This is a genomic window from Lactivibrio alcoholicus (assembly GCF_055390895.1).
This window is the reverse complement of record NZ_AP042471.1, coordinates 2,554,001-2,580,198: the sequence shown is the minus strand read 5'-3', so window position 1 is coordinate 2,580,198 and position 26,198 is coordinate 2,554,001. Positions and strand designations below refer to the sequence as shown.

Annotated in this window: 24 protein-coding genes; 11 read left to right on the top strand and 13 right to left on the bottom strand. The window is 61.8% G+C overall.

From position 1 onward, the window contains the following. Nucleotides 1-26: 26 nt before the first annotated feature. The 4 genes from ACZ5IU_RS11825 to ACZ5IU_RS11810 form a co-directional block, all read right to left on the bottom strand. Nucleotides 27-1,304 (bottom strand): TRAP transporter large permease, encoded by a 1,278-nt coding sequence (locus tag ACZ5IU_RS11825; protein WP_464417552.1) that lies wholly within the window; start codon nucleotides 1,302-1,304, stop codon nucleotides 27-29. Then, complete coding sequence (locus tag ACZ5IU_RS11820) at nucleotides 1,301-1,816, bottom strand: TRAP transporter small permease subunit (protein ID WP_464417550.1); 516 nt, start codon at nucleotides 1,814-1,816, stop codon at nucleotides 1,301-1,303. Before ACZ5IU_RS11820 ends, ACZ5IU_RS11825 begins: the two co-directional genes overlap by 4 nt. A 75-nt stretch (nucleotides 1,817-1,891) precedes the next feature. After that, nucleotides 1,892-2,884 carry a DctP family TRAP transporter solute-binding subunit gene (locus ACZ5IU_RS11815; protein ID WP_464417548.1) on the bottom strand — a complete coding sequence of 331 codons (993 nt, stop codon included), beginning with the start codon at nucleotides 2,882-2,884 and terminating at the stop codon, nucleotides 1,892-1,894. An 83-nt stretch (nucleotides 2,885-2,967) separates the two neighbouring features. Further along, on the bottom strand, nucleotides 2,968-3,648 hold the full coding sequence (locus tag ACZ5IU_RS11810) for a GntR family transcriptional regulator (RefSeq protein ID WP_464417546.1): 681 nt from the start codon (nucleotides 3,646-3,648) through the stop codon (nucleotides 2,968-2,970). Nucleotides 3,649-3,902: 254 nt separating this feature from the next. Between ACZ5IU_RS11810 and ACZ5IU_RS11805 the strand changes: the two genes are divergently transcribed. Further along, nucleotides 3,903-6,677 (top strand): UPF0182 family membrane protein, encoded by a 2,775-nt coding sequence (locus ACZ5IU_RS11805; protein WP_464417544.1) that lies wholly within the window; start codon nucleotides 3,903-3,905, stop codon nucleotides 6,675-6,677. Between the two features lie 127 nt (nucleotides 6,678-6,804). Next, nucleotides 6,805-7,554 carry a transglycosylase SLT domain-containing protein gene (locus tag ACZ5IU_RS11800; RefSeq protein WP_464417542.1) on the top strand — a complete coding sequence of 250 codons (750 nt, stop codon included), beginning with the start codon at nucleotides 6,805-6,807 and terminating at the stop codon, nucleotides 7,552-7,554. A 36-nt stretch (nucleotides 7,555-7,590) separates the two neighbouring features. On the opposite strand, the gene ACZ5IU_RS11795 is transcribed toward ACZ5IU_RS11800, so the two are convergent. Both ACZ5IU_RS11795 and ACZ5IU_RS11790 read right to left on the bottom strand, forming a co-directional pair. Next, on the bottom strand, nucleotides 7,591-8,496 hold the full coding sequence (locus ACZ5IU_RS11795) for a GGDEF domain-containing protein (protein ID WP_464417540.1): 906 nt from the start codon (nucleotides 8,494-8,496) through the stop codon (nucleotides 7,591-7,593). Nucleotides 8,497-8,555: 59 nt separating this feature from the next. Beyond that, nucleotides 8,556-8,927 carry a DMT family transporter gene (locus ACZ5IU_RS11790; protein WP_464417538.1) on the bottom strand — a complete coding sequence of 124 codons (372 nt, stop codon included), beginning with the start codon at nucleotides 8,925-8,927 and terminating at the stop codon, nucleotides 8,556-8,558. Between the two features lie 120 nt (nucleotides 8,928-9,047). Between ACZ5IU_RS11790 and ACZ5IU_RS11785 the strand changes: the two genes are divergently transcribed. The 8 genes from ACZ5IU_RS11785 to ACZ5IU_RS11750 all read left to right on the top strand — a co-directional run bounded on the left by ACZ5IU_RS11785 (nucleotide 9,048) and on the right by ACZ5IU_RS11750 (nucleotide 18,262). Continuing rightward, on the top strand, nucleotides 9,048-10,697 hold the full coding sequence (locus tag ACZ5IU_RS11785; RefSeq protein ID WP_464417536.1) for a glycosyltransferase family 39 protein: 1,650 nt from the start codon (nucleotides 9,048-9,050) through the stop codon (nucleotides 10,695-10,697). Next, on the top strand, nucleotides 10,694-11,872 hold the full coding sequence (locus tag ACZ5IU_RS11780; protein ID WP_464417534.1) for a DegT/DnrJ/EryC1/StrS family aminotransferase: 1,179 nt from the start codon (nucleotides 10,694-10,696) through the stop codon (nucleotides 11,870-11,872). Before ACZ5IU_RS11785 ends, ACZ5IU_RS11780 begins: the two co-directional genes overlap by 4 nt. Nucleotides 11,873-11,885: 13 nt before the next feature. Next, nucleotides 11,886-12,821, top strand: a complete 936-nt coding sequence (locus ACZ5IU_RS11775; protein ID WP_464417532.1) for a glycosyltransferase — start codon at nucleotides 11,886-11,888, stop codon at nucleotides 12,819-12,821. Further along, complete coding sequence (locus tag ACZ5IU_RS11770; RefSeq protein WP_464417530.1) at nucleotides 12,818-13,747, top strand: formyltransferase; 930 nt, start codon at nucleotides 12,818-12,820, stop codon at nucleotides 13,745-13,747. The genes ACZ5IU_RS11775 and ACZ5IU_RS11770 overlap by 4 nt, the downstream gene beginning before the upstream one ends. A 97-nt stretch (nucleotides 13,748-13,844) precedes the next feature. Continuing rightward, the gene (locus ACZ5IU_RS11765) at nucleotides 13,845-14,861 is read left to right on the top strand and encodes a bifunctional UDP-4-keto-pentose/UDP-xylose synthase (RefSeq protein ID WP_464417528.1); all 1,017 of its coding nucleotides are present in this window, start codon (nucleotides 13,845-13,847) and stop codon (nucleotides 14,859-14,861) included. Continuing rightward, nucleotides 14,854-15,768: a polysaccharide deacetylase family protein gene (locus tag ACZ5IU_RS11760; RefSeq protein WP_464417526.1), complete on the top strand. Its 915-nt coding sequence runs from the start codon at nucleotides 14,854-14,856 to the stop codon at nucleotides 15,766-15,768. The genes ACZ5IU_RS11765 and ACZ5IU_RS11760 overlap by 8 nt, the downstream gene beginning before the upstream one ends. Continuing rightward, entirely contained in the window at nucleotides 15,765-17,087 is a 1,323-nt protein-coding gene (locus ACZ5IU_RS11755; protein WP_464417524.1) for a UDP-glucose dehydrogenase family protein, read from the top strand. The genes ACZ5IU_RS11760 and ACZ5IU_RS11755 overlap by 4 nt, the downstream gene beginning before the upstream one ends. Beyond that, nucleotides 17,084-18,262: a class I SAM-dependent rRNA methyltransferase gene (locus tag ACZ5IU_RS11750; protein WP_464417522.1), complete on the top strand. Its 1,179-nt coding sequence runs from the start codon at nucleotides 17,084-17,086 to the stop codon at nucleotides 18,260-18,262. The genes ACZ5IU_RS11755 and ACZ5IU_RS11750 overlap by 4 nt, the downstream gene beginning before the upstream one ends. 129 nt (nucleotides 18,263-18,391) lie before the next feature. Here the strand turns inward: ACZ5IU_RS11750 and ACZ5IU_RS11745 are convergent, their stop codons facing one another. Then, nucleotides 18,392-18,946, bottom strand: coding sequence for a flavodoxin family protein (locus tag ACZ5IU_RS11745; protein WP_464417520.1), 555 nt, complete (start codon nucleotides 18,944-18,946; stop codon nucleotides 18,392-18,394). Between the two features lie 223 nt (nucleotides 18,947-19,169). Between ACZ5IU_RS11745 and ACZ5IU_RS11740 the strand changes: the two genes are divergently transcribed. Next, nucleotides 19,170-19,949, top strand: a complete 780-nt coding sequence (locus tag ACZ5IU_RS11740) for an LmeA family phospholipid-binding protein (protein ID WP_464417518.1) — start codon at nucleotides 19,170-19,172, stop codon at nucleotides 19,947-19,949. A 108-nt stretch (nucleotides 19,950-20,057) separates the two neighbouring features. Here ACZ5IU_RS11740 and truD read toward each other — a convergent pair whose 3' ends face one another. The 6 genes from truD to ACZ5IU_RS11710 all read right to left on the bottom strand — a co-directional run bounded on the left by truD (nucleotide 20,058) and on the right by ACZ5IU_RS11710 (nucleotide 26,112). Next, nucleotides 20,058-21,215, bottom strand: a complete 1,158-nt coding sequence (gene truD / locus ACZ5IU_RS11735; RefSeq protein WP_464417516.1) for a tRNA pseudouridine(13) synthase TruD — start codon at nucleotides 21,213-21,215, stop codon at nucleotides 20,058-20,060. Beyond that, the gene (locus ACZ5IU_RS11730) at nucleotides 21,215-21,730 is read right to left on the bottom strand and encodes a hypothetical protein (protein ID WP_464417514.1); all 516 of its coding nucleotides are present in this window, start codon (nucleotides 21,728-21,730) and stop codon (nucleotides 21,215-21,217) included. Before ACZ5IU_RS11730 ends, truD begins: the two co-directional genes overlap by 1 nt. A gap of 34 nt (nucleotides 21,731-21,764) precedes the next feature. Beyond that, nucleotides 21,765-23,141 carry an NAD(P)/FAD-dependent oxidoreductase gene (locus ACZ5IU_RS11725; protein WP_464417512.1) on the bottom strand — a complete coding sequence of 459 codons (1,377 nt, stop codon included), beginning with the start codon at nucleotides 23,139-23,141 and terminating at the stop codon, nucleotides 21,765-21,767. A gap of 13 nt (nucleotides 23,142-23,154) precedes the next feature. After that, complete coding sequence (locus tag ACZ5IU_RS11720; RefSeq protein ID WP_464417510.1) at nucleotides 23,155-23,802, bottom strand: deoxynucleoside kinase; 648 nt, start codon at nucleotides 23,800-23,802, stop codon at nucleotides 23,155-23,157. Between the two features lie 101 nt (nucleotides 23,803-23,903). Further along, nucleotides 23,904-25,583, bottom strand: coding sequence for a diguanylate cyclase domain-containing protein (locus tag ACZ5IU_RS11715; RefSeq protein ID WP_464417508.1), 1,680 nt, complete (start codon nucleotides 25,581-25,583; stop codon nucleotides 23,904-23,906). Nucleotides 25,584-25,593: 10 nt separating this feature from the next. Next, a complete protein-coding gene (locus tag ACZ5IU_RS11710; protein WP_464417506.1) occupies nucleotides 25,594-26,112 on the bottom strand; it encodes a DUF5698 domain-containing protein in 519 nt (172 codons plus the stop codon). Nucleotides 26,113-26,198: the final 86 nt, after the last annotated feature.

Genomic DNA, 26,198 nt, shown 5'->3' with positions numbered 1-26,198 from the left:
AATGGAAATCCTCCTCGAACCGGTCCCTACATGACGGACGGGAGCCACGTGCTCATCGCTGGGAAGATCATCGTGAGAACAAGCATCGCAAGAATGAGGATCACGAAGGGCCAGACGCCCTCGATGACTTCCGACATGCGGATATCCTCGCGAAGGCCGTTGATGACGTACAGGTTCATGCCGACGGGGGGCGTGATGAGCGCCATCGTCATGTTGACCGTCAGGATGATCGCGTACCAGATCGGGTCGATGTGAAGCGCGTGAAGGATCGGCGTCACGAGCGGCATCGTCAGCAGGACGATCGACACCGTCTCGAGGAGGCAGCCGAGGACCATCATGAGAAGGTTCATCGCGATGATGAACATCATCGGGGAAAACTGGTTCTCGATGATGAGTTCCGTGAGCTTCTGCGGAATTTCGAGCATCGTCATGACGCGGCCGAAGAGGACCGCGGAGGCGATGATGATCGCGATCATCGAAGACGTCGTGAGCGATTTGAGGCAGATGCCGGGCAAATCCTTCAGCGACAGCGTCCTGTAGACGACGAGCGTCACGAAGAGGCTGTACACGAGGCCGACCGCGGCGGCTTCCGTCGGCGTGAAGGCCCCCGTGTAAATGCCGCCGATGATGAGGAAAGGCAGGAACAACCCCCACAGATTCTTGCGGGTAATCGACATTCGTTCGCCCCATGCGGCCTTCGGCAGCGGCGTGAAGCCACCCCGCTTGCTCTTGTAGACCGCGTAGGCGATGAAGATCGCCGTGAGAACGAGTCCGGGAATGACGCCGGCGATGAAAAGCTTTCCTACGGACTCCTCGGTGATGGAGCCGTAGAGGATCAGCGGGATGCTCGGCGGGATGAGGATGCCGAGCGTTCCTCCGGCGGCCAGCAGCCCCAGCGTGAACTTCTTGTCGTATCCGCGCTCGATCATCGCCGGGTAGGCGACCATTCCGATCGTTGCCGCCGTCGCCGCGCCGGATCCCGTGATCGCCGCGAAGAAGGCGCACGCAACGACCGTCGCGATCGCGAGACCTCCGGGCAGATGGCGGACCCAGACGTTCGCGACGTCGAACAGGTCGTCGCCGATCCGTCCGTCGAGAAGGACCTGGCTCATGAGAACGTAGAGCGGAATCGCCAGGACGACGAAGCTGTCGAGCGCCGTGAACACCGACGATCCGACGACCTTCATCGGAAGGTCGTACATGAGGACGAGGAGCAGCGACGTCGTCCCGAGGGAAAATGCCACCGGAAGCCCGATGAAAAGGATCAGCAGGAGCAGGAAGATGACGAATAGGAAGCTGGTCATTCCGCGACGCCTCCCTTCGGAGTGAGAACGCTTTCGTTGAAACGGACGACGGCGATGATCAGGAACTGGAGCGTCAGGAGCGCGAAGCCGAGAAAGAGCGCCGACTGCGGGATCCACATCGGGACGCGGAGCGGCGTCGCGGACACCTTGGAGAACTTCAGGGACGACGCGAGCATCAGGTATCCCTGCCAGGCGACGACGGCCGAAAAGCCCATTCCGACGATCGACGTCACGACTTCAAGCATCTTCTGAGTCCGTTTCGAGAGCTTCTCGAGGACGAGATCGATCCGGACGTGCTTTCCCTTCTGGAGCGTATAGGAACACCCCGCCAGCATCGTCCACATATAGATATAGACCGCGACTTCCTGGACCCATATCGTCGGGGAATTGAAGAAATATCTGCACACGACTTCATAGGAAAGAATGAGTCCCATGATGAGGATGCCGAGGCCGCTGATGTATCCGAGAACGGCGTTGCATCGCTCGACGATGGCGCGAAAGCCTCCGAACATACTGACACTCCTTTCTTCAAAACGCGAGCGGAGGGCAGGCAACTGACGCCCTCCGCTCGCTCGAACGGAACCGGACTACTTCCCCCGTGCGATTTCGAGGAGCTTCTTGCCGAGGTCTCCGGTCTTCTTCTCGAACGCCGCACGAACGGGTTCCGTCGCCTTCACGAACAGCTCGCGCTCCGCGTCGGTGATCGTATGGACTTCGAGCTTGGCGTCGCGGATCACCTTTTCGGCGTCGGCCTCGGACTGCGCGATCGCGCCGCGGATCCATTCCTCGGCTTCCTTGCCGGCCTTCAGGATGGCGTCCTTCTCGTCCTGCTTCAGGGAGTCCCACCACTCGAGGTTCGCCTGCATGACGAACTGCGCCGTCGTATAGTTGGCTATCGTCAGGTACTTCTGGACTTCGAAGATCTTCCGGGAAACGGCGGCGGGCATTCCGGTCGTGGCTCCGTCGACCGTTCCGCGCTGGAGGGCCATGTACATCTCCGACGAACTCATGACGGTCGGAGCGGCGCCGAGCGCCGTGAGGGTCTCCGCGTCGCCGCTGCCGAACGAACGCATCGTGAGCCCCTTGAAGTCCTCGGGCTTCGTGAGCGGCCGCTTGCTGTTGAAGAACTGGATGTACCCGTAGTCGACCCAGAACAGGTCCTTGACGCCCTTTTTCTGGAACTCCGCGTCAAAGATGACTCCCGCGCCACCTTCGATGAACTTCTTCGGGGACGTCAGATCCTTGAAGACGAACGGAAGCTCGAAGAAGTCCGCGACCGGAATCATTCCGGACCACTTGTTGACGGAAACGAGTCCCACCTCGACGGTGTTGTCCTGGAGCGCCTCGACGATTTCCGTGTCCTTGAAGAGCTGCGCCGAATCGAAGACCTTCGCCGTGACTGCGTTCTTGGAATATTCAGCTACTTTTTGCGCAAAGAGCTGGATTCCCTTGGAAATGTGGTGGGATGGAGGAAGTTGGTTGGAAATTCGGAACTCGGTTGCCGCGAACGCGGCCCCCGCGAGCACGAAAAGCGATGCAGCAACTATCGTAAAGATTGCCGTTTTCATCATCCGCTTCATATTCGTCACTCTCCCTGTGTGATAGTAGTACGTTATCCCGGTTGCCTCTCTCGATACTTCCGGAACCACCGCCTGATCGGCCGCTATTCACCTCCCTGCGCGTTTTCACGATGCAATCGTCTGTGAAAATAGCTGTAATGCCGGTTTTCCCTGATATTTTCGAGATCTCCGGCAAGGAGCTCGTCGAGGATTTTCACGTGCTCGAGGGCAGACACTTCGAGGTGTTTTTCCTCTTTGAGATCCCGGATCATTGCTATCTGGAGCTGGCTGTAGATTCCCTTGAGAAGGTGATGAGTCCATCTCCTACCGGAACATTCGGAGAGAAGGAGGTGGAACTGGAGATCTTTCTTCGTGAAGGCGATGACCTTCTCTTCTCTGCCGAGGCCGCTCCGGCTGACCTCGACCATTTCGTCGAGAATCGTGCGAAGCCGTCCGGCGATCTCCGGCGTCAGGAGACCGCCGCGGACGATCGCGTCGAAAACCTGGCTCTCGAGAGCGAAACGAATGTCGTAGAGTTCCGCGACATCCTCTTCCGAGTAATCCAGGACAAGGGCACCGCGCCGGGGAATTGAGCGGACGAGTCCCTGGGAATCGAGTATCCGGAGCGCTTCGCGCACCGGAGCGCGACTGATGTCGAGAGATCGGGCCACCTCTTCTTCCCGGATGTAGGTTCCGCGAGGGTACTGATCTGACACGAGAAGATGTGTCAGGAGGTATTCCGCGACTTCCTCAGAGAGCGAGTGATGTTCGATATGGGTGACCATAGGGTTTCTCTCCTCTGATTTCAGGGATAGTATGTCTACTGTCGACAATTCAATTAATCATAACGCTACTCCTTAATTTTATTCTGTCAAGTTTGGATACTGAATACATAAGACATCGCGGCCTGGTCATCCCGCGCAGATTCCACTATCCTGCTGCCCCTCGTTGCCCTACAATTAGGTTTCATGAATGTCACGATCGGTTCCGAAAGATCCCCCGAGATTTCGGGGAAATGCTTTCAGGAGGTAATTTCCGAATGAGATGGAAACTTTCGCTCGCGTTCACCGCGGCAGGTCTGCTCCTTTTCGCCTTCTTTCCCGGCTTCGCCCGGATCTATACGGATTTCCTCTGGTACCACACGGAAGGATTCCTTTCAATGTGGCTCCGGGACATCCTTTATTCAGGCGCGACGTTCGCGTTCATCTCCGTCGTGAGTTTCCTGTTCCTCGTGTTCCAATGGGGGACCGCGCGACGCCGGATCGCGCGTTCTCCGGAGGAGTCTCTTGGAGCCCGCTTCTCGGCGAGGCAGATTCGCGCAGGACTTCTGTTCGCCGCTGCCTTCTTCGCAATTTCTTTTGGAGGAACGCTCCGCGAACAATGGAAGGTGCTCTTCTCCGCGATCGCCGGCGCTTCGTTCGGCACAGTCGATCCCGTTTTCGGACTCGACGTGGGTTTTTTCGTTTTCACGCTCCCGGCGCTTTCCTCGATCACCGGGTGGTTTTTTTCTCTCTCGCTGCTCTCTCTGATCGGCTGCGCGGGAATCTACGTCTTCGGTTCGCTTCCGGATCTCGGGAACACCTCTTTCCGGAGGGCTCGGATCGATGGCAAGGCGACGAGACACCTCCTTCGTCTCGGCGCGTTCGCCGTCTTTCTCTGGGGTGCCGAACGATGGCTCGCGAGGTACGATGTCCTCTTCTCGACACACGGAGTTCTCTTCGGAGCGAGCTTCGTCGACTCGGCCGTCACGCTTCCGGCCCAGACGATCCTCGCGCTCCTCTCATGGGCTGCCGCCGCGATTCTGGCGATCCTTCCCCTCCGCAGGGGCATGAAGCCCCTGCTCGCCCTCGCCGCCGTCGTCCTCGCGGTCCACGTCGTGGCGATCGGCGTTCTTCCCCCGCTCGTCCAGCGTTTCATCGTCGAACCGAACGAGTTCGAACGGGAGCGCCCGTACATCGAACGCTGCATCGCCTCAACGCTGAAGGCGTACGGGCTCGACTCGGTGAAAACAGAGACGGTCGTTCCCGCCGCCTCCATCACGGCCGAGGATATTCGCCGCGAGGAGGAAACTCTCAGGAACATCTGCATCTGGGACGATTCGCCGCTTCTCAGAAGTTATAAGCAGCTCCAGGAGATCCGCACCTATTACGACTTCGAGCAGGTCGATATGGATCGCTATGTGGTCGGAAACGAGCGCAGGCAGGTGATGCTCTCGGCGCGGGAACTCGATCTCAACGATCTCCAGACACGGACGTGGGTCAACACGAGGCTCGAATTCACGCATGGCTACGGACTCGTCATGAATCCGGTGACCGAAATCGCGTCCGGAGGACAGCCGAAGCTCTGGATACGGGACATTCCGCCGAAATCGTCCGTTCCCGTCAGGATCGACCGCCCGCAGATCTACTTCGGCGAGAAGCCGGCTCCCTACGTCTTCGTCCGGACGACCGTAAAGGAGTTCGACTATCCGCTCGGCGACAGCAACGCTCGAACGGTTTACGACGGAAAGGGCGGCGTCGGAATCGGTTCCCTGACCCGGCGCGTCGCGTTCGCGGTTCGATTCGGAGACACGAAGATCCTCTTCACGAACGTCTTCACTCCGGAGAGCCGGATTCTGTACAGGCGATCGGTTACGGAACGTCTCCGCGCGGTCGCCCCGTTTCTGCTGTTCGACCGGGACCCCTATCTCGCGGTGACGGACGGACGGCTCGTGTGGATCGTCGACGCGATGACCGTCACGGACGGATACCCGTACTCGTACCCCGTGACCGTTCGCGACCCGCTCACTTCGGAGCCGAGACGGATCAACGCGATCCGGGGAAGCGTCACGGCGACCGTAGATGCCTACGACGGAACGATCACGCTCTACGCGACCGATCCCGACGACCCGATCCTGAAGACGTGGTCCCGGATCTATCCGGGCATCTTCACTCCCGGCGACAGAATGACACCCGATCTCAGAAACCATCTGCGATATCCGCGAGACCTCTTTTCCATTCAGGCGGAGATCTACCGCACGTACCACATGAAGGAACCGAATACCTTCTACAATCGCGAGGACGTCTGGGAGCGGACAACCCGGAACGGACAGCGGCAGGGGATGGATTCCTATTACACGACGCTGCGCCTCAGGGGAGAGGCGGACGTCGAGTTCGTCCTGATCTCTCCGTTCATGCCGACCGGAAAGGACAATCTCATCGCGTGGATGGCGGGACGCTGCGATGCCCCGAACCGGGGGAAACTCGTGGTCTACACGCTTCCCAAGCAGCTTCTCGTGTACGGCCCCGCCCAGGTCGAGGCACTGACGAACCAGCACCCGGAGATTTCCGCGCAACTGTCACTCTGGAGCCAGCGGGGATCCGACGTCATCCGGGGAAGCTACATCGTGACACCTGTCGGCGACTCGCTCCTCTACACGCAGTCGCTCTATCTCAAGGCGGAAAACAGCGACCTTCCCGAACTCAAACGCGTGATCGTATCGAGCGGCGGGCGCGTCGAATGGGGTGAGACACTCGACGAGGCTCTCGCACGATTCATCGGTTCGGAATCCGCGACGACGCCGAAAGCCTCCGAGACGGAATGGTCGCGTGCGGGGCTTTCCGGCCCCGTGGCTCCAGGTGTCCCGGCGGCTCCGGATCGTCGGGCGGCGACACTCGCCCGCGAGGGGGTCGACATCATGAGCCGATCGAAAAGGGCGCTTGCGTCCGGAGACTGGGGAACCTATGGCGACGGAATCCGACGGGTGGAAGATATTCTGGCACGGATCGCCGGACTGTCGTCGGCATCGCCCGACCTCGCTCCGGAACACAGGTAAGCCCCGCTTAATAGAGATGGACATTATTTGCCGGAAAGTCCGATTATATCTATAATCGGGAGAAATTATCGCCCGCATACTTAAAGACACTGTTTCTGCTTACCACTCACAATAAGGGAGGTGTCCCGTGCGACAGAATGTTTGTCTTGCGGTCGTTTTTTTCGTCTTTGGATCGTACGTCGCGTTTCTGGCGCTCTGGACCGGAGGATGGAGCTCCGCGTCGTTCGTGTTCGCCCCATCTCGTTCGGCTCCCCCGGCGGTATGCTCCACTCATGCACTTGAGACCGCTATTCGCAACTGGTCTTCGGATTCCGATGCAAGACAATTGATCCGGACGGCGTCTCGAATAACGGGAAAAATCGCCCGCAGCTGCGAGAAGGATCTTGTTTCCCCTCTCTTTACCCTGTTGCGGCTTACGGGAGAAATTCTGGACGACGTCCGTTCGGTCACGCTCTTCATTGGCGAACACAATCAGAAGCTCGAAAAGACGATCGCGGCGCGCGAAGCGGCAGCGTTTGTCAAATATACGTTCAAGTACGACATTCCCCTCGATCTCGCTCTTGCCGTTGGGTACACGGAAAGCCATTTTTCCCCGTCGTCGAGAAGCGACTACGGCGCGGCGGGCGTCATGCAGGTCTCATGGAAGATCCATTCGGCGTTGCTCGCGGCGAACGGAATCACGTCGGAAGCGGAACTCTTCGAACCCGACAAGGGGATCAGCGCCGGATGCCTGCTGCTCTCGCGGTACCTCCGAGCGTACGAGACGACACAGGCCGCACTTGGACGGTACTACGGCGGGTCGCCGTCCGTCTACTGGGCCCGTGTCTCGAAAAACCTCAACAAATTCCGGACGTTCACCGGCGCGAAGGATCTGTAGCCCTTCCCCCGCCGCGCGGCGCAATGGGGAGACTCCCTACCCGACGGTAACGCGGTTCCTTCCGTTTTGTTTGCTCGCGTACATCAGCGCGTCCGCGCGTTTCACCGCAACTCCCGCATCTTCCCCGGCTTTCCGCATCGTCGCTCCGAACGAAGCGGTTACCCTGAGAACATCCCGGGCCGTATCGAGGCTCGATTGCGCGATCAGCGCGCGAAGCCGCTCGGCGACATCGGAGATCACCCGTTCCTCATCCGTACCGACGATGGCGACGAATTCTTCCCCGCCCCAGCGACACACGACGTCTCCGTCGCGGACTCCGTACTTCAGGGTACCGGCGACCATCCGAAGTACGAGATCTCCCGTCTCGTGCCCGTATGTGTCGTTAACACTCTTGAAACGATCCACGTCGGCAAAGATCACTCCGAATCCGGCAAGACCGTACCTATCGGCCTGATCCTGTCTCGTCCCGAGGGTTATCTCCGCATACCGCCGGTTCGGCAGCTCGGTCAGCGCATCGGAAAAAGCCTGCGTTTCGAGGTCACGGATTTTCTTCAGCGACGTATCGAGGAGCGAGTTGTCGCTGAAGATCTCCACGGCGCCGATAACCTCGCCTCGCGCGTCGCGCAGCGGCGAGACGCGAATCATCACGGGAAGACGAAACCCCGACTTGTGATGGAGATAGACCCGCGTCTCGTTCTCCTTTCCGTCCTCCATGGCCTTCGCGGCGGGACACTTTCCGAGGCATAACCGGCATCCGTCCTCGCCGACGTGCGTCAGGACGTTCTCCGAGCAGCGACGACCCGTCACCTCGGACGCCGAATATCCCGAAATTCGTTCGGCCGAGCGATTCCAGAACGTTATTCTCCGGCTCCGGTCCATGACATAGACGCCATCGTACAAACTCTGAAGGACTTCTTCGAAATGATCGTGAATGTCGTCCATGAACCCTCCCCCTGTACGCGTGCCCGCGTCTCCTGGGAGCCGGCACGGAACGGATACGATTACCCCTTGAACGAGAGTATGAGGATTCCCGCGAGAATCGTGCCGATGCCGGCGGCCCTCCAGGCCGAGACCGGCTCGTGGAAGAACAGCACGGACACCGACAGGACGAGAAGGAACACGACGCCCGCCATGAACGGATACGCGATCGAGAGATCGACGCGGCTGAGCGCGGCGCTCAGAAAGACGAACGAAGTTCCGAAACACGCGATGCCGCCGATCGCGAACGGGTTCGTCGCGATCCGTACGAACGCCGCGACTGCACCGGACGCGAGGAGGTCGCCCTGATGCCCGAACGCAGCCTTCATGAGCGTGTTCGCACCCGCGTTGAAGATGGCCGACCCAAGCAGCAGGAGTATTCCGAGTTTGTCCATAACGTCCCCACCCTTCGGGCATATTATAGTCCGGAAGATGCGAAGCGGGAAAGCTTGGGGTACAATGGTTCCGCCGCAGCGTACGCGGACTTTCTTCCTGTCTGGAGTGACGAAGCCTTTATGAGACGCGTTCTGTTTGCCTTGGCGGTCATCGCCGGAATTCTCTTCTTCACGGCGCTCGGGCGCCACGGCCTTCTCGAGCCCGACGAGGGGCGGTATTCCGAGATCCCGCGCGAGATGCTCGAAACCCGCGATTTCGTCACTCCCCGCCTGAATTACGTCAAATACTTCGAAAAACCGGTCTTTCACTACTGGCTGACGGCCGCCTCGTTCGCGGCCTTCGGGCAGAACGAGTGGGCGAGCCGTTTCTGGCCGGCCTTTCTCGGCGTCTGCGGCGCGCTCTTCACGGCGTTCCTCGCGGCGCGCTCCGGAAATCTCCGGAAAGCCTTCCTCGCGGGATTCGTGCTGTCGACGTCGCTGCTCTTCTACGCGTCGTCGCACATCAATCTCACGGACATGACGCTGTCGTTCTTCCTGACGGTCGCGCTCGGGGGGTTCCACCTCGGGTATACGTCGGGCGACAGGAAATTCTATCTGCTGCTCTACGCCGGAATGGCGCTCGCGACGCTCAGCAAGGGGCTCATCGGGATCGTGCTGCCCGGAGCCGTGATCTTCTGCTTCATGCTCGCGACACGCGATTTCCGGATCGCGTGGAGAACGCTCGCACCGTCGGGAATTCTGCTGTTCTTCGTTCTCGTCGTTCCGTGGTTCTGGACGGTATGCTCGAGAAACCCCGACTTCTTCCACTTCTTTTTCGTCCGGGAGCACTTCCTGCGCTATACGACGATGCTTCACGGCCGATACGAACCCGTCTGGTTCTTCATCCCGATCCTCGTCGCGGGTCTCGTCCCCTGGACGGGGTTCTTCGTTTCCGCGATCGCGGGCGCCCTGCCCGGACGGCTGAGGTCGTTCGGGACGGAGAAGCGCGCCGAACTCTTCTTCCTGATCTGGTTCGCGGTCGTCTTCGCGTTCTTTTCCTTCTCGCGATCGAAGCTCATCCCGTACATCATTCCGTGCCTTCCGCCCGTCGCGGTCCTGACAGGGGGGTGCCTCGACGCGATGCTCTCCGGCGCCGGCGCGAAGCGCGACCGTTTCGCGGCCATCTCGACATCCGTCCTCCTCGCGCTCTTCGGCGCCGCGCTGCTCGGGTACGCGGCCTTCGGAGGCCGGTACCCCGCTGCGACGCTCCTCTGGTACGCCGCGATCCCGTCGGTCGCGCTCTTCGCCGCGGCCGCGGCCGCGTGGGCCATGACGAGACCGGAATACAGGACGAAAGCGCTCGCGGCGTTCTGTATCCTCTCGTTCCTGTTCTGCCTGTCGCTCAAGCCGCTCTTCGGGTTCCTCGGCCATCACCTGTCGGCCCGGGAGACCGCCGATCTGATCCGCCGAAACTCCGGGCCGGACGACATCATCGCCCAGTACGCCGAATACGACCAGGGGATTCCGTTCTATCTCGGGCGGCGCGTCGTCCTCGTCCGCTACCTCGGCGAACTCGAGTTCGGCGCGATGCAGGAGCCCGATCCGTCGTGGTTCATCGGCGACGAGGCGTTCACGAAGCTCTGGAACGGCGACAGGCGCGTCGTTCTCGTCGTGGAGGCGGGCCACAAGGACCGTCTCTTCCCCGCAGGAACCCCGCAGCCGGTTCTTCTCGGAGCCACGGAGCGGGGACTTGTCATCGCAAACACGCCCAAGGAGGCGACAGCCCCATGAGAAATGAATTCCTCCCCTTCGCGCGACCGTCCATCGGCGAAGACGCCATCCGGGACATCGCGGAATCCGTCCGCTCCGGATGGATCACGACCGGACCGAAGACGCTCGCGTTCGAGAAGGAATTCGCCCGAATGCTCGATACGCCATACGCGCTCGCGGTCAACTCCGCCACGGCGGGGCTCCACCTCGCGTTCATGGCCCTCGGGATCGGCCCCGGCGACGAAGTCGTCACGACGCCGATGACATTCGCGGCGACGATCAACACGATCCTGTTCACGGGGGCGCGTCCCGTCCTCGCCGACATCGACAGGCGCACGCTCAACATCCGCCCCGACGCGATCGAGGCCGCGATCACGCCGCGGACGAAGGCGATCGTCCCAGTTCATTTCGCGGGGCGTCCCTGCGACATGGAAGCCATCCTTTCGATCGCGGACCGTCACGGTCTCTCGGTCGTCGAGGACGCCGCCCACGCGCTCGGGGCATCCTGGAGCGGCGGTCCGGTCGGGAGAATGCCGGAGGGGAAGAAGCGCGTCTGCGTCTTCAGCTTCCATCCGACGAAGAACATCACGACCGGCGAGGGCGGTATGCTCTGTACCGGCGACGGAGACATCGCCGAAGCGGTCGCCGTGATGCGCCAGCACGGAATGTCGAAAGGCGCGTGGAACCGCTATGCCGCGACCGGGACCCCCCACTACGACATCCTCGTTCCTGGGCTCAAGTACAACATGCTCGACATCGAGGCCGCGATCGGCCTGTCGCAGCTCCGGGAACTCGACACATTCAACGAACGGCGCCGTTCCCTCGTCGCGCAGTATCGCGAACGGCTCGGGAACGTTTCCGGCCTCGTTCTCCCGCCCGAACCCGCCGCCGGGACGACGCATTCGTGGCACATCTTCACGCCCCTGATCGGCACCGACGCACTCTCGATCGACCGGGACGCCTTCATGACTCTCATGCGCGAAAGGAACATCGGTACGGCGCTCCACTACCAGGCCGTCCACCTCTTTACATACTACCGGAACACGCTGGGATGGAAGCGCGGCGATTTCCCCGAGGCGGAGTACGTCTCCGACCGGATCGTATCGTTCCCGCTCTTCCCCGCGATGACGGACGGGGATCTCGCGGACGCGGCGGACGCGGCGACGGAGATCCTCGCCGCTCGTCCGGCCCGCTGACCAGGGAGACGCGATGGCGACCATGCCGGAAATCAGCGTCATCATCCCGGTGTACAACGAGGAGGAGTCGCTGTCGCCGCTGTTCGATCGCCTCTTCGCCGTCATGGAGGGGATGGGCCGGTCCTACGAACTCGTCTTCGTCAACGACGGAAGCCGGGACGCGTCTCTCCGGATCCTCAACGACCTGTTCCGGAAGCACGACGGCATCCTGCGGATCATCGACTTCAACGGGAACTTCGGACAGCACATGGCCATCATGGCAGGATTCGAAAAAGCGCGCGGCGACTACATCATCACGATCGACGCCGATCTCCAGAACCCTCCCGAGGAGATTCCGCGCCTCGTCGAGGCTCTCGACGCCGGACACGACGTCGTCGGAACGATTCGCGTCGCCCGGCGGGACCCGTGGATGCGGAAGGCCGCTTCCCGGATCGTCAACGCCGTCACGAACCGGATCACGGGGCTCAAGCTTCACGACTACGGATGCATGCTCCGCGCCTATCGCCGACCGGTCATCGAAATCATCAACCAGAGCTGCGAGACGACGACGTTCATCCCCGCCCTCGCGCAGAAATTCTCGCTGAACCCCACGGAAATTCCCGTAGGACACAACGAGCGCGAGCTCGGAGAATCGAAATACAGCCTCCTTCGCCTCGTCCGCCTGAACTTCGATCTCATGACGGGGTTTTCGCTCATCCCGCTCCAGTTCGTCACAATGACGGGGATCGTCGTCTCCGCGCTCGCGTTCCTCTTCGGCGTCTATCTCCTCTTCAGGCGGATCGTCGTCGGCCCCGAAGCCGAAGGCGTCTTCACGCTGCTCGACATCAACTTCTTCCTGATGGGAGTCACCATGTTCAGCGTCGGGATCACGGGAGAGTACATCGGACGCGTCTACCAGGAGGTCCGGAAGCGTCCGCGGTATGTCATACGGAGGGTGATCGAGAAATGAACGGATCGAGGCCGCGGATCGTCGTCTTCGCCTATAACGAGGTGGGCTACGCATGCCTTTCGGAACTTCTCGACAGGGGCGCGAACGTCGTCGGAGTCTTCACCTACCGGGACGACCCCGGCGAGGAGATCTGGTTCTCTTCCGTCGAGCGCCTCGCGCTGGAGGCGAACCTTCCGACCTACACTCCCATTTCGGTCGACGAACAGGTCCGGAACATCGTCAGGACCCTCGCGCCGGACCTGATCTTTTCGTTCTACTACCGCTCCATGATCCCGAAGGACATTCTCTCCATCCCGCGCCTCGGGGCCTTCAACATGCACGGATCCCTGCTCCCGAAATACCGCGGCCGGGCCTGCATCAACTGGGCCGTCCTGCGCGGCGAGAAAGAGACCGGCGCGACGCTTCACACGATGACCGAACGCGCCGACGCGGGCGATATCGTCGACCGGAAGGCCGTTGAGATCGCGTTCGAGGATACGGCCCAGGATGTCTTCTATAAGGTCGCGGACGCGGCAAGGGACATCCTCGGGAGGTCGCTCGACGCGCTCGAGTCGGGAACGGCCGTCCTCACGCCACAGGATGAAAGCCAGGCAACGACCTTCGGACGCCGCCATCCCGAGGACGGCAGAATCGACTGGAACAGGAGCGCCTACGAGCTCTACAACCTCATCCGCGCCGTCACGCACCCTTATCCCGGAGCCTTCACGACCTTTCGCGGGGAGCGCATCTTCGTCTGGAAGGCGCTGGCGCACGCGGAATCGTGGCACGAACTGCCTGGTTCCGTTGTCGCGCTTTCGCCGCTGCGCGTCGTCACGGGAAATGGAATTCTCGAAATCACGAGGCTCCAGCCCGAAGGCGAGGACGAAATCGACGGCACGGTCTTCGCCGAGTACAATCTGACGCACGACTCGCGCTTCGGTTCGTAGTTCTTCCGTCCTCCACGGAATTCTTGTCTTTCTCCGGTCCCGACGCTATACTCTCGCCGGACCGGACGGAGAAAACGGGAAACGGAGGAACGACCGCATGCGAATTCTGGTACTCGGCGCCAACGGATTCATCGGCTCTCACCTCGTGGGACGCCTGCTCGCGACAACCGACTGGGACGTCACGACCTTCGACCTCGGCGGGAACAACCTGGAGACGTTCGCGTCGGACAGGCGGTTTTCGTTCAGAAAAGGGGACATTTTCGAGTCCGACGACTGGATCGACGCCCGCGTGCGGGACCACGACGTCGTTCTTCCGCTCGTTGGCGTCGCCAAGCCCGCATTCTACGTCACGCACCCCGTCCGGACGTTCGAACTGGACTTCGAACAGAATCTCAAGATCGTCCGCATGTGCGTGACGCACCGGAAACGGGTGGTCTTCCCTTCGACGTCCGAAGTCTACGGCATGAGCCCCGACGCGGAACTCAGCGAGGACTCGAGCCCCTTCACCGTCGGCCCGATCTCGCAGATGCGGTGGATCTACAGCGCGTCGAAGCAGCTCATGGATCGCGTGATCGCCGCATACGGCCAGGAAGAAGGCCTTCGCTTCACGCTCTTCCGCCCCTTCAACTGGATCGGTCCGAGGCTCGACACCTTCGAGGACGCTGAAACAGGCTCGGCGCGTTCGATCACGCAATTCGTCCACGACGCGCTGACGCATCGCCGCATCACGCTCGTGAACGGCGGATCGCAACGCCGGAGCTTCACATACATCGACGACGGCATCGAAGGGCTCGTATCGATTCTCAGGAACGAGGACGGGCGGGCGGAGGGAGAGATCTTCAACATCGGCAATCCCGCAAACAACGCATCGATCAGGGAACTCGCGGAACTCATCCTCGACATCATGGGCGAGTTCCCGGCATTCCGTGACGCCGCGAGAGAGACCCGCCTCGTCGACCAACCTGCCGCGCAGTTCTACGGTCCGGGGTATGCGGACATGCAGAACAGGATTCCCTCGATCGGGAAAATGACGAACCTTCTCGGCTGGCGCCCGAAGGTTCCGTTGCGCGAGGCCGTTCGCCTGACGCTTTCGGCGATGGTTCCGAATGACTGACGCGACGCTCGGCATCAAGGTCGACGTCGATACTCTCCGGGGATACCTCGAGGGCGTTCCCGCGTTGCTCGCTCTCTTCCGGAAGCGCGGGATCCGGGCTTCGTTCTTTTTTTCGATGGGACCGGACAACTCGGGAAAGGCGATCCGCCGCGTCTTCAGGCCCGGATTCCTCGCGAAGATGCTCCGCACGAAGGCCCCGAGTACGTACGGTTTCCGGACGCTGCTCTACGGGACGCTGCTCCCGGCCCCGATGATCGTCTCAACCGATCCCGGCATCCTCGCGAACGCCGCCGCCGAGGGACACGACTGCGGCGTTCACTGCTGGGACCACGTGAAATGGCAGGACCGTCTGCCGAAGCTGTCCGAAGGCGAGATCCGCAGGGATTTCGCGCGCGCCTTCGATCTCTTCCGTTCCGTGACGGGGCGGGCCGCGAAATCGTGTGCCGCTCCGGGCTGGCAGACGACGCCCGCGAGCCTTTCCGTACAGGACGGATTCGACCTCGACTACGCGAGCGATGTCCGGGAGGGGCGGTACCCCTTCTACCCGAAGGCGGGAGGACGGACTTTCAAGACGCTCCAGCTTCCGACGACGCTGCCGACGCTCGACGAGATCTACGGCACGATGCCCGAGTCGGACATTCCGGAGCGTTACGCGGCGCAATTGAAGCCCGGGTTCAACCTGCATACGATCCACGCGGAGATGGAGGGACTCGGTCAGATGGATCTCTTCGAACGGATTCTCGATCGCTGCGCGGAGGCCGGCGCCGTCTTCTCGGCGCTCGACGATATCGCGGCCCGGTGCGAAGGCACGCTCGCTCCCGTCTGCGGGGTAGCGGCCGGACGTCTCGCCGGAAGGGCTGGAACGCTGACGATCCAGATGACCGCATGTGAGGAGGAACGGAGATGAAACTGGCGGTTGTGGGAACGGGGTACGTCGGACTCGTGACCGGCGTGTGCCTCGCGAAATTCGGCAACGACGTGACCTGCATCGACTCGAACGAACAGAAGATCGAATCCCTCAGGCGGGGGATCGTCCCGTTCTACGAACCCGGCCTCGCGGAAATCATCGAGAATACGATGGAGTCGGGGCGACTCACCTTTTCGACCGATCTCGCGACGGCCGTCCACGACGCCCTGATGTGCTTCATCACCGTCGGCACTCCGTCGCTGCCCGACGGGAGGGCGGACCTCAACGGCGTCGAATCCGTCGCACGGACGATCGGACGGACCATGGACGACTACAAACTCGTCGTCGTCAAGTCGACCGTCCCGGTATCTACGTGCGACCGCGTCCGGAACGCCATCGCCGAGGAACTCCAGCAGCGCGGAAAGGACATTCCGTTCGACGTGGCGTCGAATCCTGAATTCCTCCGGGAGGGCAACGCCGTTCGCGACTTCCTCGAACCGGACCGCGTCGTCATCGGCGTGGACACTCCGCGCGCGGAGGAGTGCATGCGGAAGCTCTATTCGTTCCTGCCGCTCGAAAAGTGCATCCTCATGGACGTCCATTCGTCGGAGATGACGAAATACGCCGCGAACGCGATGCTCGCGACGCGTATCTCGTTCATGAACGAGGTCGCCGCGATCTGCGAACGCGTCGGCGCAGACGTCGAGAAGGTCCGGGTCGGGATCGGATCGGACCCCAGGATAGGATACCAGTTTCTCTCTCCGGGCTGCGGCTACGGCGGCTCGTGCTTCCCGAAGGACATCCGGGCCCTGAAGGAGTTCGCACGGAACGAAAACTACGAACCGAAGATCCTCCAGGCCGTCGAGGACGTCAACGAAGACCAGAAGCATCTTCTTTTCAGGAAGATGGAGCAGCACTTCGGTTCGCTCAGGGGAAAAACCATCGGCATCTGGGGGCTCGCGTTCAAGCCTCAGACATCGGACACCCGCGAGGCTCCCGCACAGAGCCTGATTCTCGATCTCGTACGCGCGGGAGCACGCGTCCTCGCGCACGATCCGAAGGCCATCGACGAGACGCGCGAGTCCCTCGGGGAGCTCCATGGCGTCATCTACGTCAACAACCAGTACGATGCGGTCAACGGCGCGGACGCGCTCGCGCTCGTCACCGAATGGGACACCTACAAGCAGCCGGACTTCCGCAGAATAAGAACGCTCTTGTTCACGCCGATCCTCTTCGACGGCAGAAACCAGTATTCCCCAGCCGAGATGAAGGCGCTCGGGTTCAGATACTTCTCGATCGGCCGCCCGGACGTTTCATGACGGACGCAATCCTCAACGACTCAGGCACGGCGCGTCTTCGCCTCGGTCACCCCTGGCTCTTCCGGGGCAATCTCCGCTCGCTTCCGGATGCGACCCCCGGCGATCTCGTCGCGATCCGGGACAGAAAGAACGTCGTCGCCTGGGGGTTCTGGAGCGACTCGTCGCTGTGCCTGCGCATCCTGACGCGTGACACGCAACGGCCTGATCCCATCCGCCTCCTCGCCGAACGGATCGAACGCGCTCAAAACCTCCGGCGACGTTTCCTGCCCCGCGACGATGCGTTCCGTCTCATCCACGGAGAGGCCGACGGGCTTCCGGGACTCGTCGCGGACCGATACGGTCCGGTCCTCTCCATCCAACTTCTCTCGGCCGGATGGTACCTCCGAAAGGATGCCGTTGTGCGCGTCCTGCTCAAGCTCACCGACGCCCGATCCGTAATCCTCCGGAACGATGTCCGTCACCCGGAACGCGAGGGAATCCCACGCGAAATCGCGCTCCTCGCCGGACCGCGACCGCCTGTGGACGGAATAGCCGTCAGAATGGGCGACCTGAGAGAGATCGTTCTGCCGGAAGCCGGACAGAAAACGGGGATATACCTCGATATCCGGCACGTCCCAGTCTGCCTGAACCCAGTCGCGCCGGGAGCCCGCGTGCTCGACTGCTTCAGCTTCCAGGGACACTTCGCGCTCTCCGCCCTCGCCGGAGGTGCGGCATCGGTCACCGCCATCGAGCAGTCGGAAGCGGCGATCGTCGTCGCCGAACGCAACAGGCGTCTCAACGACCTCCCGGAAAACGTCGAATGGCTCTGCGGAAACGCGTTCGACATCCTTCGGGATCTCGAACGGGAGAGACGGGAATTCGACGTCGTCGTCATGGATCCGCCACCGTTCGCTCCGTCGAAGGATCGCCTCGATTCGGCGCGGAGAGGGTACAAAGATCTGGCTCTTCGGGCCTTCCGGCTTCTGGCCCACGAAGGGACGCTCCTGTTCCTTTCGTGCAGCCACGCATACGGCCGCGACATGCTGCTCGACACGCTCGGCGAAGCGGCCCGCGACGCGAAACGTCGCATCCGGGTCGCAGCCGAGATCCATCAGCCCGCGGATCACCCGCGAGTTCCCAAAATTCCGGAAACGGACTATCTCAAGGGATTCCTCTGCGCGGTCGATCCGGCCTGACCGCTCCGCCCGGATCGACCGCCGCATCCCGGCAGGGTCGCGATTCCGAACCAGCACATTTTCGAACCCGAAAACCGGCTGAAAGACGCCTCCCTCTGACAGGAAGCATCTTTCAACCGGCCGGAGCCATCACGGGTGCGACGCAGTGAGCATCCTCCCGAGCTCCCGTGCGGCATTCATCGCCGACTCGTTCCGCGACGCGGAGACTGTCTCCGTGCAGGCCCCAACGACACCCACACAGTCCATCGCGAGGTAGAGGCAGATATCCCTGAACGCGGCCTCGGTTCCTTCCGGACCGAGATTCGGGAGCGCTCCGCCGTACGTCATCACGAGCGCAGCCCGCTTTCCCTTCATCGCCCTTTCGTAGTCGAGAGCGAAGAACCGGTCCCAGAGCAGTTTCATCTGAGCGCTCACCGACCACCAGTAGATCGGCGTCGCGAAGAGAAACGCATCGGCCCCCATGACACCCTCGCAGATCGCATCCATGTCGTCCCGGATCACGCACCCGGACGCGCCCGGGGCCTTGCACGCGTAGCACGACGTGCATGGGGCGATCTTTTTGCCATGAAGCATAATCTCCGTGACATCGGCTCCGGCCTCCCGGGCCGCCTTCACGACTTCGGCGAACAGGGCCGCCGTGTTTCCGTCCGCTCTCGGACTTCCCTGAAACGCGAGAATCCGCATGATGCCACTCCTTTCGTGTCTCTGCCAGCTTCGGGCGGTATGATGTTCCAGTCGGATACGTATGGTATCGCATAACGCCGCACGAAGCCAGTCCATGCCCCTTCGCGCCATTCGGGACCGGCGTCATTTGAAGAAAGGATCGAAGAACCCGACTGAAAAAAGAAGACTCTTCGACTATAATAGTCACGTCATTCACCTTGGTTCACAGGGAGGGAGAAAACCCATGAAGAAAAGAATCGTCCTCGGAGCCGCGGTTCTCCTGCTCGCGCTGGCGGGAAGCGCTTCCGCAGAGAAGCTGTTCGAATTCAGCGGCACGGTCGAGGGACACACGAGAGGGGTCACCCTGTTCCGTCATCTCGTGGAGCTTCTGAATCCGGAATCCATGGAGATGATCATCGACCAGGAACCCGACAACAGCGGAAAGGTGCGTCACATCTATCTGGATGTTCGCGGGGCAGTGATCGACGACGTCCGCATCGAGAATCTGAAGTCCGAGGCGACGTTCGCGGAACTCAACCCGATCAGGGACTGGGCGGCGAAAAAGACGCGCCCGCTGGAGGTCCGGGGGGCGGCGAGCGCCACGTTCGAAGGAACCATCCTCGAAGAGGACGTGAACGCCCTCGTCCGGAAGTATCTCGATCTCCACACGAACAGCAAGTGGCGTCACATCACGCTCGACTTCCGGAAGGACAGCCTCTTCGTGAAGGGGTACTACCACCAGGATTCTCCATGGTCCGACCTCGCGATCGAGGTGACGAGCGGGCTCGAGGTCAAAGGCGGCAAGGAGCTCTGGTTGAAGGACTACAGGCTCGTGATCAATACGGCCGAGAAGACCGACCTCATCCACGAGGAGATCCGGAAGGTGCAGCCGCTGTTCAGCCTTCGAGGCTTCACGTTCCCGGTTTCCATCGACTCGTTCCGGATCACCCCGGACTCGATCACATTCTCGACGCTCACCAAGCCCAAACCGTTTACGGGAAGGACATACCGCTTTACCCGCTGACGCGGCGACCGGAAAAACGGATCCCGCACCCCGCAGAAACCGAGCCATCCGGCGATTCCGATCGCAGGACGGCTCGGTTCGTTTCCCGCCTTCGAGCTATTGTTTCCGCTACCGCGCGGCGATCTCCGCGATCCGGACGGCCAGCGTGGCGAAACTTCCCCTTGGAAGCGTAAAATGCGCCAGGATCTTCCATCGCCCGCCGTAACGTTCGTCGGGAACGCGTTCGTATCTCATCTCATCCGGTACGACGAGCGCGGCACGAAGCGACGACGCGAAGTACGACTGCGTGATTTCCGGAACATGGAACTGCGAGCGCCGAACCTTTCGCGAGTACAGGATCCCATCGATCGCCCGGCGGACATCGGCAGGCATGTCTGGGAGTTCGCTCGAGACCGTCGGAATGTCGATCTCCCAGATTCTTTCCGATCCCGCCCGCCACTCCCCGGGCGTCCAGAGTCGGAGGCTCTGCCCGGCAGGTCCGTTCCACGGGATCCCGGCATCGCCGATGAGCGCGGAAAGCGTCTGATTCCAGATGAAGCTCTGGTACGCCGAGAGGAACATTCCCATCGTCTCTCTCGGGATCTCCCTGAGCGCCGCGACATACCCCCTGTCGCGCGCCGTCGTGACAATCGCACGGAGTTCCGGTTCCGTACAGAGCGGAATGACGGCCCCGAAATCTCCCCACTTCGCCCTGATTTCGAGCTTTCGCCGTCTGAGGTGCGGCGGCGCGTCGGGGTGAATCGCGGTCGCATACCGCCTGAGAGCGAGGTCGAAACGGCGCTTCACGAGGAGCTCCGCGAGAAACGGACCTCCGTCGGCCACCTCTCCGAACCGCTGCTCGTCGAAATAGTTCGGGAATCCCAGTCCGCCTGTCAGGTCGAGCCCGCGTCCGACCCGGGCGGCTTCCTCTTCGCCCATGTCCCGCAGGACGATATCGAACCGGTTCCCCGCGATGAGCGACGGAGAGGCGGGAATGGCGCTCCAGCCGACCTGCTCGACGCGGAGTTCCTCTTCGTCGAGCGTGATGTCGAAAGCGGCCGGAACGGTCACGTACTGGGCAGTGATTCCCTGCCGGTCCTTTCGTCCGCAGACGCGAACCTCCGAAAGCGGCGCGTTCCCGGCCGCGGCCGCCGTCCGCACGGCGTCCAGCGTGTTCCGGGAACGCTTCGTCATCCTGTAGACCCGGTAGCGCGAGGGTGACGGGGAAATCGGAAGATCCGTCAGCTCCTCGACACGGAAATCCTCGGGAGATGCCTTGATCCGCACTATTTCGCGGCCACCGGAGCGAGAGCGGCGAGAGCGGCGAGGTCCATGCCCGTGACGACCGCCTTGACCTCGTCGACGCTCATCTTCTCACCCGTGGCGCCGAGCCATGCGGTGTTCCCGAGGTCCACCCAGACCATCGCCGTCCCGTCTGACTTCACGAACTGCTCCATGGCCTGGAATTTCCCGATCTTCACGAACTGGACGTACCCGTCGCCCGTCTCGATGCGGTCGATCTTCTGTTCGCTGTAGACATCGAACATCGGCGCGTGGTTCGCCTCTTCGCCCATCGTGACCAGAACCGTCAGATTCGTATCGTCGTTCTTCACGTACCGCCGCTCGACGAGCAGGAGATCCTTTCCCTGCATTCCCGTCGGGTCGTCGGCCTGCCATCCGTCCATCTTCGGCAGGAACGGCTTGACCGCGTCCATCGTCGGAAGAGCCGCAAGGGCCGAACCGGTGCAGATGACGACAAAAAGCACGCATACCGCGGAGAGAATCATTCGTTTCGCTGTCATGTCACGTCCACCTTTCGTTTCCGATAGTCCCGTTCTATGCCGCGAGGATCGCCCGCGCGGCCACGACGCCGCTCGCCGCCGCCTGGATGATCCCGCGGCTGACACCGGCGCCGTCTCCCACCATGAAGAGGTTTTTCACGACCGGAACCTCGAGCGTCTCCTTCAGTCTGAGGCGCAGCGAATAGAGCTTGATCTCGACACCGTAGAGAAGGGTGTCGTTCTGGTTCACGCCCGGCATGATGACGTTGAGCGCGTCGAGAAACTCGACGATGTCCGTGAGGTAGCGGTGCGGCAGTACGAGACTCAGGTCGCCGGGCTGCGCGTTGGCCGTCGGGACGATCATCCCGCGCTCGATGCGCGACTGCGTCGACCTCCGTCCGTCCCGAAGGTCGCCGAGGCGCTGAACGAGGATGCCGCCGCCCGCGAGCATGTTCGCGAGCTTGGCGACGTGCGTCGCGTACCCGATCGGATCGCTGAACGGCTGGGTGAAGTTCTTCGTCACGAGGATCGAGAAGTTCGTGTTGTTCGATTTCGTGTTCTTGAGGCTGTGTCCGTTCACGGTCACGAGGTCGTGCTCCTTGTTGTACTCGTAAACGACGAATCCCGACGGATTCATGCAGAACGTCCGGCAGCGGTCATCGAACGTCGGAGTATTGTACAGGCACTTGACTTCGTAGAAGTGTTCGGTCAGATCGGAACAGACGCTGTCCGGGACCTCGACGCGCACGCCGATGTCGACGGGCATCGAGGCGATCGGCAGGTTGAGCCGGTCGACGATCCTCTGGAGCCACGACGCTCCTTCGCGTCCCGGCGCCACGATGATCCGCGTTCCCCGGTACACGGTCCCGTCGGCGAGGACGATTCCCCTCGCTTCCCCTTCCTCGACGAGGATATCCGAAACGGTCGTGTTCATGAGGACATCGCATCGCTCGCGAAGGAACTCGTACATGTTGTTCAGAACGACTCGCGACGCGTCGGTTCCGATGTGCCGGATCCGCGCGGGAAGAATCTTGATCCCGATGCCCGCGGCCTTCCGGATCGTCTCCCTGACGACGGCCCCCTCGGGACTGTAGCAGTGGTTCTCGACGCCGAATTCCACGAAGCGGGAATCGACGTACGAAATCAGGTCCGCGAGGCGAACCTCGCCGATGCTCTCCTCGAGATTGCCTCCGAAGCCGGTCGTCAGCGTCAGTTTGCCGTCCGACGCGGAACCCGCGCCGCCCCACCCCGATACGATCGCGCACGAGGCGCAGTTGAGGCATACCTTCGACCGACCTTCGACGATCGGGCACGTCCGCTCGCTGACGATCCGCCCCTTGTCCGCCATCAGGACCTTTTTCCCCGCCCCGACAAGCTCGAGCGCGGCGAAGATGCCGGCAGGGCCTGTCCCCACGATGACGGCATCGTACATTTGCATCACGTCCTTACGTCGGAATTCTCTCCGAATCCGCGTCCGCCAGCATTCGGCGGACCTCGGACAGGAAAGCGTCGATGCGACCGGGGCTTCTGATGAAACCCGGATCGGAAAGATCGAGTTCGAGGACGCGCGGCGTCGCCACTTCCGAGCGGACGACCTCGAGGAAGCGCGAATAGGCGTGATAGAGTTCGCGCCAGTACGCTTCGCCCGCGCTGATCTCGTCCTCGCGCCCGCGCAGCAGGATGCGCCGCATGATCTCGTCGAACGGGCAGTGGAGCACGACGAGGAGATCCGGCATGACCAGATGGCGGATCATGTTGTCGTAGAGCGTGAGATACATTCCGTACTGGCTGTCGCTGAAGTACCCGAGGCGATGGTAGAGCGTCGCGTAGATCTTGTCGCCGAAGATGCTCCGGTCGAGGACGTAGGATTCCTCTTCCGTGGCGCAGAGATACTGCGCGAAACGCGTCACCAGAAAGTTGAGCTGCATCGGGAACGCCCATCGCCGCTCGTGGTGGAATCGCCTCAGGAGATCGTACTGATCCCTGAACTCCTCCGGCATCACCTTCAGCCCCAGACGTTCCGCCAAGAGATCGACGACCGTGGATTTCCCGCTCGCGGTCATCCCCTCGACTACGATTCGAACCCGTCCCATGAACCTTCCCCCTCACACGTCCGTCCGCGACGACGGATCTTCGCGCGGACGCTCCTCTGTCACACGCCCCGTATTATAGAACACCGCGACGTCTGGTCGCGTCACGAAGCGGCCCGGACCTGGTCCCCGCCCGACGAGAACGCCTCACCGAGCGCCCCGGCGGCACGCTCCGCGAGGTCGGAGGCTCCCTCTCCCGCGCAGTGTTCGGCCACTCCGAGCGAGGCCGTGAGGCGGATATCGCCCGAGAACTTGTAGTGATTCACGAGGTCGCGGATCTTCTCGGCAAGCTGGATCGCCGATGTCGCGCCGAGCGGCGTGAGGATCGCGAAGGCGCCGTCCTTCCACCGCCCGAGGAAATCGTTCGGGCGGATGCGCGCCTTCAGCAGGGCCGTGAACTCCCGGAGAACGCCGTTGCGGGTTCCCTCCGACATCCGGTCCGGCAGGGACTCGTATCCGTCGATGCGAAGCAGGAGCAGGGAGAGGCTCCCGCGATACCGCTCCGAACGCGTCACCTCGCGGGCGATGACCGGTTCGAAGGCGACCGGCCCCGGGAGCCCGGTCGCGGGATCGTTCGGGTCCTCGCGCTGCGGCCGCGCCTCTTGCGGAACGGACGTCCCGTCCTCCCGAACATCATCGAGGACGAAGGCCATATTTCCTTCCTCCGTTCCTCTGCGACCGCGGAAGAGAAACTTTCGCGATTTTCCTCCGGTCAGGAAACACACCGGGAAAACGCAGGCATCCCGCTCCTTCCGAAGCTCGGTCAGGAAGGCGTTCCATTCGTCGCCCGTCCTGAAGAAACGGGCGGGATCCATCGGAATCATCCCGGAAGACGTGATGCCGAACGTCTCCCGGAAGGCACCGTTCCCCGCAACCGAGACCCCCTCCGAGACGCGCAGGGTTCCGAGAATGACGGGAACCCGTTCCGCCGCGTCGCGAAGCGTGTCCTCCGCAGAGGCGTCGTCCCCTGATTCCCGCTCCGGCGCAAGGGCGGCCGCGTTTCCGCGGGAGAGAGAGAGCATGACGGCGGAGACGTCCCCGTTTTCTCCGGTGAGCGGGACGAAGCAGACATCGAGATTCATGCCGGAATCGGTACTCCCGCAGACATCCGCGCCTGAAAGAGCCGATTGCCAGAGATTCTTCAGCGTCACGACCGTCGAATCCGGCAGGACATCGAAGAGCGGCGTTCCCACTCCGGCATCCAGACCGAAGTATTCGTCGCACGCTCTCCGGAAGCCGCCTCCGGCCGCGAGAATCCTTCCCTCGCGGTCAAGAAGCGCTCCGTTCAGACCGGAATCCTCCGCGAAGAGAGATCGCAGCGCCGCTTCACGAGTCGCTCCCGCCGTGCGAAGCTCCGAACGGACGGATTCCCTTTCCGTCGCGTCGAAAGCGAGGAGAAGCCGGGCGCTTTCACCGGAATACTCGACCGGAAGGGACACGACATCGAGCCACCTCTCGGCACCCTTTTCGCTCCGGATGCGCAGCGAGGCCGTCTCCGTCCCCGACCTCGAATCGAGAAGCGTTTCAGCGACGCGCGCGCTGCCCGGCGCAAGAAGATTCGCGAGATCCGCACCGGGACGGTCGCGAAGCGAAAAACCGAGGACATCCTCCGAGCGCCGGTTCATCTGGCGGATGCGCCCCCTGACGACAACGAGAGCGAGAAAGAGCGGATTGTCGAATACCGCGTAGAATCGCCGCTCCATCTCGCGCAACGCCTTTTCCTCGCGTTTCCATCTGGCGGCGTCGCGTTCGAGCTGAACATACCGTTCCATCTGATCATCCATGGACATCCCTCTACTTCCGGTGCATCCTGAATTGTCCGCCCCAGCAGCCCTTCACGTCCGAAATGGCGACGAATCCGCGGTCTCCGATGATTCCGGCGATCGACGAAATATCTTTCCTGCGGCAGATGACCTTCACCACAGCCTTCGCACCGTCGCGCCCCTCCCCGTAGATGACCGTCGCTCCGTGCCCCTCGGCCCTGATGCGTGCCACGAGCGCATCCGTCTCCGGACCGAACTCCAGGATCAATTCGAGCATGACGAACGCGTTCATGATCCGTTCTTCGACAAGAGATCCGAAGTACGTCCCCGACGCGAACCCGCCGCAATACGCCACGAGTTCGGGGAACGAAAGCGTTCGTCCGCCACCGAGAATTCTGCCGAGAACAAGAAGATATACCATCACTTCGAAGAAACCGATCGATGCGGCAAGCAGACGCCTCCCCCTGACAAGGAGCAGGATGCGGACCGTCGAACAGCTCACGTCGAGAATTCTCGCGAAAAAAATCAGCGCAAGTCCGATGAAATCCATTGCCGGGCGCTTTCCTCCTGTCGGGGATCGTTATATGATTATCCTATCATATCGGTTTGTGTCCCGCATGAAGCTTCGACATGCTT